The sequence below is a fragment of the Yoonia sp. genome (genome assembly GCF_014859355.1).
In the GTDB taxonomy this organism is placed as follows: domain Bacteria; phylum Pseudomonadota; class Alphaproteobacteria; order Rhodobacterales; family Rhodobacteraceae; genus Yoonia.
Genome location: NZ_JACUUJ010000067.1, coordinates 1 through 7,850, shown reverse-complemented (window position 1 = coordinate 7,850; position 7,850 = coordinate 1). Strand labels below are relative to the sequence as shown.

Sequence of the window (7,850 nt, the reverse complement as noted above, 5' to 3'; positions counted from 1 at the left end):
TCCGCATCCGACCGGCGCGACCGCCACAGCATTGCATCGGTTCGGGCAATGTGAAAAGGGGCCAGCACATCGCCAAAGGCGGCTATAAGATCGTCATGTTCGGTGGCGGTCAGGCCCAGCGACAGCCAAGCCTCACGCAGGATCGCTTCGGCCTGTTGGATCTGGCCCGTTGTGGTCAGCGCCTCGGCCAGACGCAGCGCGCCTGCGCCGGTCTGGGGGGCGGTGTCGGCGAACCATGCAACCACCTGCGCGGGGTTGTGGCCTTTTTCTATCACGCGCTCGCCCGCGGCACGCAAACGGTCGATGCGCGGCCAATCGGGCCGTTCCGCCAAAAAGGACTGATAGCGCGCAAAAGGCGCGTCGCCGTCCAAAAGCCGCATCCATGTCAGCACATCCACCGCCAGCGGTTCAGCCGTTTCCGCCAGCTTCAGGGCCTGATCCCAGTCGTTGCGCCCCATCTCGATTGCGGCCACGGCGTTTGGATCCGTGCCTTGGGCCATCGCGGGCAGGGCTGGCAGGAAAAACCCAACCAGAAAGATCAAAAATCGCATCAAATGCCCCATATCGCAGGTTCACACGCAACCTAGCGCGCGCGCATTCAATCACAACGCACAAACTTGGCAATCGGCAAAAAGCCGTCTAGTGTCCGCGCGATTTTACCCAAGCGACTCAGATCGCCACACAGAAGGAAGCGTGCCATGTTCAAGGGATCTCTCCCCGCTCTCGTCACGCCGTTTGCGAACGGCCAAGTCGATGTGGCCACGCTGAAAAAACTTGTCAACTGGCATGTGGAACAGGGCAGCGATGGCCTTGTCCCTGTCGGCACCACAGGCGAAAGCCCGACGCTGACCCACGCCGAACACGACCGCGTTGTCGAAATCGTGGTGGCAGAGACGGCAGGCCGCATTCCTGTGATCGCCGGGGCGGGATCGAACAACACTGCAGAAACCGTGCGTTTGGTGAAGGCCGCCAAATCTGTGGGCGCAGATGCGGCACTTGTGGTCACGCCCTATTATAACAAGCCGACGCAAGCAGGGCTGATCGCGCATTTTACCGCCGCCGCCGATTGTGGCCTGCCGATCATCATCTACAATATACCCGGACGGTCGGTGGTCGATATGACCCCGGCGACGATGGGCGAACTGGCCAAGCACCCGATGATCATCGGGGTCAAGGATGCCACCGGCGATCTGTCGCGTGTGCCCAAACAGCGGGTCACCTGCGGGGCCGATTTCATTCAACTGTCGGGCGAGGACGCCACAGCGCTTGGGTTCAACGCCCACGGAGGAGTTGGTTGCATTTCGGTGACGGCAAACGTTGCACCGGCCCTTTGCGCGGCATTTCAGAAAAGCACGCTGGCAGGCGATTATGCCCGCGCGCTGGAACAGCTTGACCGGCTGATGCCCCTGCACGAGGCGATTTTCATCGAACCTGGTGTTGCGGGGGCAAAATACGGTCTGTCGCTGTTGGGGATGTGTGCGGATGAGGTGCGCCTGCCGCTGGTCCCGCTGACTGATGGCACCAAGGAAAAAATCCGCGCGGGCATGATTCACGCGGGGCTGTTGAACTAGTCAGGTTTCCTGCTTGAGAACGGCGAGTTGCTGTAGCCTGATCTGGCGCAGCGCCTCGACCAGCAGGGCGGTGACAAGGCCGATGTTCAACAACCCGTTGGCCGCAGCCAGCCCGCCCAGCAAGCGCCATTCGATCGGCAACAGCACATCGCCGAACCCCAACGTGGTGAATGACACAAGCGAAAAATAGACCGACAATTCCATTGTGTCGAACACGCCCAGACCAAATAACGCAAAGGCCCACATCCACACGCCTGCCGTCATCTGCCCAAGGATCCAGACTGCAGCGACGCAAAGCACGAGAATCAGCTTGGGCCGGTGTGGCGTGCGGGTCAGCCACGGGCGCAGCCGCATCAAGCCGATTTCCATCAGCCAGTAACTGATACCGGCGATGATGATCGACAAAAGCAACAGTAAGGTGCCAAGCGCCAGTTGGATGAACATTGGTATCCACTTTCTTTGGTTGTGCAGCATAGCCCGCCGGCCATGATTGCAAAGTGGCAAATGCCACATCTTGTCCCGCCGCCCGCAATCGCTTATCTCTGCGCGACAATGGCCAAGAAACCTGAAAATAAAAACTACAAGGTCATCGCCGAAAACCGGCGTGCCCGTTATGATTTCGCGATCGAGGACGATCTTGAGGTCGGCATCATCCTGACCGGATCCGAGGTGAAATCGCTGCGCACCGGGCAATCCAATATCGCCGATAGCTATGCATCGGTAGAAAACGGGGAACTGTGGCTGACGAACGCCTATATCGCGCCCTATGACCGCGCGATGTTCAGCCACGAAGAACGGCGCAGGCGCAAGCTGCTGGTCAGCCGCAAGGAACTGGCAAGACTGTGGAACGCGACCAAGCGCGAAGGCATGACGCTGGTGCCGCTGGTGATGTATTTCAACGACCGCGGGCTGGTAAAACTGAAGATCGCCACTGCCAAGGGCAAGAAAAATCACGACAAGCGCGAAACCGAAGCCAAGCGCGACTGGGGCCGCCAGAAACAGCGGCTTTTGAAGCACGGCGATTAGCACCGCATCTTGCCAGATGCGCCAGCCCGCGATACCCATGCGCCATCCGCAAAACGGAAGGCCGTATGATGACCATGACCGCAGCTGATGACCCAAGAACGCTGGTTAGCACCGACTGGCTTGCCAGCCATTTACGCGACCCAGACCTGCGCATTTTTGACGCCTCTTGGTATATGCCCGACATGGGGCGCAACGCCGTTGCAGAATACGAACAGGCCCATATTCCCGGTGCGCGGTTTTTCGATATCGACGACATCAGCGACCATCGCTCGGAATTGCCGCATATGGCCCCGCCGGTGGAAAAGTTCATGTCGCGGATGCGCGCGCTTGGCGTGGGCGACGGGCATCAGGTTGTCGTTTATGACGGTGCGGGGCTGTTTTCCGCCGCGCGCGTCTGGTGGCTGTTTCGCCTGATGGGCAAAAAAGACGTGGCCGTGCTGGATGGCGGGCTGCCCAAGTGGCTGGCCGACGGGCACGCGGTGACAGACACCCCCCCCACGATCCGCGACCGGCACATGACTGTCACCCGCCAGAACCTGTTGGTGCGCGACGTGACCGAAGTGGCCCGCGCTGCCAAACTGGGCGATCATGTCATCATTGACGCCCGCGCGCCCGAACGGTTCAGGGGCGAAGCCCCCGAACCCCGTGAAGGTCTGCGCACAGGCCATATTCCGGGGTCGCGTAACGTTTTCTTTAAGGATCTGTTAAACGACGACGGCACGATGAAATCGCCCAGCGCCCTGCGCACGGTCTTTCACGATGCGGGCGTCGATCTGCAAAAGCCCGCCATTACCACATGCGGATCGGGCGTGACGGCCGCGATCCTGTCGCTGGCCCTTGAACGGACCGGCAAGACCGATCATTCACTTTACGACGGCTCATGGTCCGAATGGGGCATGTATGCCGACCTTCCACTCGCTACCGGAGCTGCCTGATGCTGGAACACCTCAAATCGCAACCTGCCGACAAAATCCTTGCCCTGATGGCCGCCTACAAGGCCGATCCGCGCACCGACAAGATCGACCTTGGCGTCGGCGTCTACAAAGACGCGACCGGCAACACCCCTGTCATGCGCGCCGTGAAAGAGGCCGAACGCCGCATCGTGGCCGACCAGACCACCAAGGCCTATACCGGGCTGGCCGGTGACCCGGCCTTTGGCGCGGCAATGCGTGATCTGGTGCTGGGTGACAGCGTTGATGCGACCCGCGTGGCCGCTGTGGCCACCCCCGGCGGCACAGGCGCGATCCGGCAGGCGCTGGAACTGATCCGCATGGCCAGCCCCGATGCCACCGTCTGGCTGTCCAACCCCACATGGCCGAACCATCCGTCGATCATCAAATATCTGGGCATGAAAATGGCCGAATACACCTATTTCGACAGTGCCACGCGTGGTGTCGATTTCGCGGGCATGATGGCCGATCTGGACGGGTTGACCGCGGGCGATGTGGTGCTGCTGCACGGCTGCTGCCACAACCCGACCGGCGCCAACCTGACCACAGACCAGATGGATCAGGTGATTGCGCTGATGCAGAAAAAAGGTGCGGTGCCATTCATCGACATTGCCTATCAGGGCTTTGGCGACGGACTAGATGCTGATGCGCAGATCACCCGCCAGATCGTGCGCGGCTTTGACAATGCGCTGATCGCGGCCAGTTGTTCCAAGAATTTCGGAATCTACCGCGAACGCACAGGCATTTTGATGGCCGTGGCCCGCGATGCGGATGAACAGGCGCTGGCGCAGCAGAACCTTGCCTTTCTGAACCGGCAAAACTATTCTTTCCCGCCCGATCACGGGGCGCGCGTTGTCACCACCATCCTGACCGACCCCGCACTGCGCGCCGATTGGGAGGCAGAACTGGAAGACACCCGCAACGGCATGCTGGCCCTGCGACAGCAGCTGGCGGATGAACTGAAGCGGCTGACCAATTCCGACCGGTTCGATTTTCTGGCACATCATCGCGGCATGTTCAGCCGTCTTGGCACCACGCCCGAGATGGTGGAAAAACTGCGCGCCGATCACGGAATATACATGGTCGGCGACAGCCGGTTGAATATTGCGGGCTTGAACACGAACACCGTGCCGATCCTTGCAAACGCCATCGTCGTCGCCGGAATATGAATGCCGCTTTTGACGCGAACAGGATAGACAGGTCGTAAATCCGCCCCCTACGCTTGGGTCAAAGGCAAAAAGGAGCGATGGATCATGGGCGAAGCAACCAGCACAGGGGCTGGCCCCCGTCGGTCCGGCGGCAGGGCCGCGCGCGTCGCGCTGCGGGCGGCACCTTTGGCCGACAATGTGCGGCCCGTCCGGCCCGGTATGTCGGGTGGGCTGTATAACCCGCTCAGCACCGCGCAGGTCGCCCGCATCCATCAGGCAGCGTTGCAAGCACTCGAGGAAATCGGCCTGTCGCAAGCCCCGCAATCGGGGGTCGATATCATGACCGCCGCGGGTGCCATTCAGGGCGATGACGGGCGTCTGCGCTTTCCGCGCGCCTTGGTCGAGGATATGCTGGCGGTTGCCGCCCGCGACATCACCCTGCACGCCCGCGATCCGCAACACGATCTGAAACTGTCCGGCACGCGGGTGCATTTTGGCACTGCGGGGGCGGCTGTGCATCTGGTTGACCTGGAAACCAACAGCTACCGCGACAGCAAGGTGCAGGATCTTTACGATGCCGCGCGGCTGACGCAAAACCTTGATAACATACACTTTTTCCAACGTGCGATGGTGTGCCGCGATATCCCTGACAATTACGAACTGGACCTGAACACGCTTTACGCCAGTTGCGCAGGCACCACAAAACACGTCGGCACATCGTTCACCGAGGTTGCCAACGTGCCGGGTTGCCTGCAACTGGCCCATATGATTGCAGGCGGCGAAAACGCATGGCGCGCACGGCCTTTCGTGTCAAACTCCAACTGCTTTGTTGTGCCGCCGATGAAATTCGCCACCGAAAGCTGTCTGGTGATGGAGGCATGTATCAGGGGTGGCATGCCCGTGCTGCTGTTGTCGGCGGGCCAAGCTGGTGCCACAGCCCCTGCCCCCATCGCCACGGCCATCGTGCAGGCGGTGGCGGAATGTCTGGCGGGCATGGTTTACGTCAACGCCATGATGCCGGGGCATCCGGCGATATTCGGCACATGGCCGTTCGTATCCGACCTGCGCACAGGTGCGATGTCGGGCGGGTCCGCCGAACAGGCGCTGCTGACGGCAGGATGCGCACAGATGCACCGGTTTTACGGGCTGCCCGGCGGCGCAGCAGCGGGGATTTCCGACAGCAAACTGCCCGATATGCAGGCAGGCTGGGAACAGGGCATAACCAATGTCATGGCGGGCCTGTCAGGCCTGAACATGGTCTATGAGGCTGCGGGAATGCATGCGTCGCTTTTGGGCTTCTGTTTCGAAAGCCTTGTGCTGGGCGACGATATTCTGGGGCAGGTCATGCGCTGCGTGCGCGGCATCGACGTGACCGAAGACAGCGTGTCGATCGAAGTGATGCGCGATGTCTGCCTGAACGGGCCGGGGCATTATCTGGGCAGTGACCAGACGCTGAAACTGATGCAGACAGAATATATCTACCCCACCGTCGGTAACAGGATGAGCCCGAAAGAATGGGCCGAAAACGACAAACCCGATCTGCTGGAAACCGCCATCGCGCGCAAGAACGCGATTCTGGCCAAGGCAAGCCACCAGATCGACCCCCAAATCGACCGGGCGATCCGGTCCACATTCAGGATACATCTGGCATGAAGTATGGCGTAATCGGTTGCGGCAATCTGGGCGGGCATCTGGCCGCCAGTCTGGTCAGGGGCGACTTTGACGTTGTGGTGTTCGATCAGAATATCGCCAATACCACCCGCCTGACCGACCTTGGCGCTGTGCTGGCCGCTGACCCTGCCGCATTGGCCGCAAGCTGTGATGCGGTCATCACCTGTCTGCCGTCGCCTGTGGTGTCAGAGTCCGTGCTGGACCAGATCCTGACCACCGCAAGACCGGGACTGACATGGATCGAAATGTCCACCCTTGGGCGCGATGATATCGTGCGACTGGCCGCCAAGGCTGCCGCACATGGGGTTAATTGCATCGAATGCCCTGTCACCGGCGGCGTGCATCTTGCGGCCAGCGGTGACATCACCGTGCTTGTGGGCGGCGATCAGGCGCTGTTTGACCTGCACCGCCCTGCCCTGCAGGCGATGGGCGGCACGATCATCCATATGGGCCCGCTGGGGTCTGCTGCCGTGATCAAGGTGATCACCAACATGCTGGCCTTTATCCACCTTGTCGCGGATGGCGAAGCACTGATGCTGGCCAAACGCGCCGGGCTGGACCTTACGAAATCCTGGCAGGCGATCGCGGCCTCTTCGGGCAATTCCTTTGTGCATGAGACCGAAGGGCAGTTGATCCTGAACGGTAGCTATGACGTGGCTTTTTCAATGGACCTTGCGCTTAAGGATCTGCGCTTTGCCAAGGGGTTTTCGGATGAAACCGGAACACCGCTGGCGCTGGCCGATCTGGTGCATGACATATTCAAACAGGGCAAGGCGGCATACGGCGGCAGCGCACAATCCACCCAGATCGTGAAACTGCTAGAGGATGCATTGGCCACCGACCTGCGCGCGCCGGGGTTCCCCGCGCGGCTGTGAATTTGCTGCGGTTGCACAATCCGGGTTGCGGGCGGTCAGGTCATATTATATCCGGCAGGTAACTTGTGACGCAATTTTGCTACCCAAAGGATCGCCCATGTCATTCCGCCTGCAACCCACGCCCCCTGCCCGCCCCAACCGCTGCCAGCTGTTCGGGCCGGGATCGAACACAAAACTGTTCACGAAAATGGCGGCATCGGCAGCGGATGTGATCAACCTTGATCTGGAAGACAGCGTATCGCCATCCGACAAGGACACCGCGCGCACCAATGTGATCGACGCGATCAACACGGTCGACTGGAACACCAAGTATCTTTCCGTGCGCATCAACAGCCTTGATACGCCGTTCTGGTATCGCGATGTGGTTGATCTGCTGGAACAGGCGGGTGACCGGCTGGATCAGATCATGATCCCCAAGGTGGGATGTGCGGCGGATGTATACGCTGTCGATGCGCTGGTCACCGCGATCGAGGCGGCCAAGGGCCGGCAAAAGCGGATCAGCCTAGAGGTCATCATCGAATCCGCCGCTGGCATCGCCCATGTGGAAGAAATCGCCGCCGCATCACCCCGTTTGCAGGCCATGTCACTGGGGGCGGCTGATTTCGCGGC

At 60.7% G+C, this 7,850-nt stretch carries 7 protein-coding genes and 2 pseudogenes; 7 read left to right on the top strand and 2 right to left on the bottom strand.

Annotated features, from left to right (window positions below; genetic code table 11):
- Positions 1-551: pseudogene (locus IBX59_RS14495) on the bottom strand (lytic transglycosylase domain-containing protein); the annotation flags it as partial.
- 147 nt (positions 552-698) lie between these two features.
- Between IBX59_RS14495 and dapA the strand changes: the two are divergent.
- Positions 699-1,571 (top strand): 4-hydroxy-tetrahydrodipicolinate synthase, encoded by an 873-nt coding sequence (dapA, locus tag IBX59_RS14490; protein WP_296376823.1) that lies wholly within the window; start codon positions 699-701, stop codon positions 1,569-1,571.
- Here dapA and IBX59_RS14485 read toward each other — a convergent pair whose 3' ends face one another.
- Entirely contained in the window at positions 1,572-2,015 is a 444-nt protein-coding gene (locus IBX59_RS14485; RefSeq protein WP_296376821.1) for an ion channel, read from the bottom strand. It lies immediately after the preceding gene.
- A 108-nt stretch (positions 2,016-2,123) separates the two neighbouring features.
- Here IBX59_RS14485 and smpB point away from each other — a divergent pair, with 108 nt between their 5' ends.
- The 6 genes and pseudogenes from smpB to IBX59_RS14455 all read left to right on the top strand — a co-directional run.
- Complete coding sequence (gene smpB / locus IBX59_RS14480; protein WP_296376819.1) at positions 2,124-2,597, top strand: SsrA-binding protein SmpB; 474 nt, start codon at positions 2,124-2,126, stop codon at positions 2,595-2,597.
- A 68-nt stretch (positions 2,598-2,665) separates the two neighbouring features.
- A complete protein-coding gene (gene sseA, locus IBX59_RS14475; protein WP_296376825.1) occupies positions 2,666-3,532 on the top strand; it encodes a 3-mercaptopyruvate sulfurtransferase in 867 nt (288 codons plus the stop codon).
- Positions 3,532-4,716, top strand: coding sequence for an amino acid aminotransferase (locus tag IBX59_RS14470; RefSeq protein ID WP_296376817.1), 1,185 nt, complete (start codon positions 3,532-3,534; stop codon positions 4,714-4,716). Before sseA ends, IBX59_RS14470 begins: the two co-directional genes overlap by 1 nt.
- 84 nt (positions 4,717-4,800) lie before the next feature.
- Positions 4,801-6,348, top strand: coding sequence for a trimethylamine methyltransferase family protein (locus IBX59_RS14465; protein WP_296376815.1), 1,548 nt, complete (start codon positions 4,801-4,803; stop codon positions 6,346-6,348).
- Positions 6,345-7,241, top strand: coding sequence for an NAD(P)-dependent oxidoreductase (locus tag IBX59_RS14460; RefSeq protein ID WP_296376813.1), 897 nt, complete (start codon positions 6,345-6,347; stop codon positions 7,239-7,241). Before IBX59_RS14465 ends, IBX59_RS14460 begins: the two co-directional genes overlap by 4 nt.
- 97 nt (positions 7,242-7,338) lie before the next feature.
- Positions 7,339-7,850: pseudogene (locus IBX59_RS14455) on the top strand (L-malyl-CoA/beta-methylmalyl-CoA lyase); the annotation flags it as partial.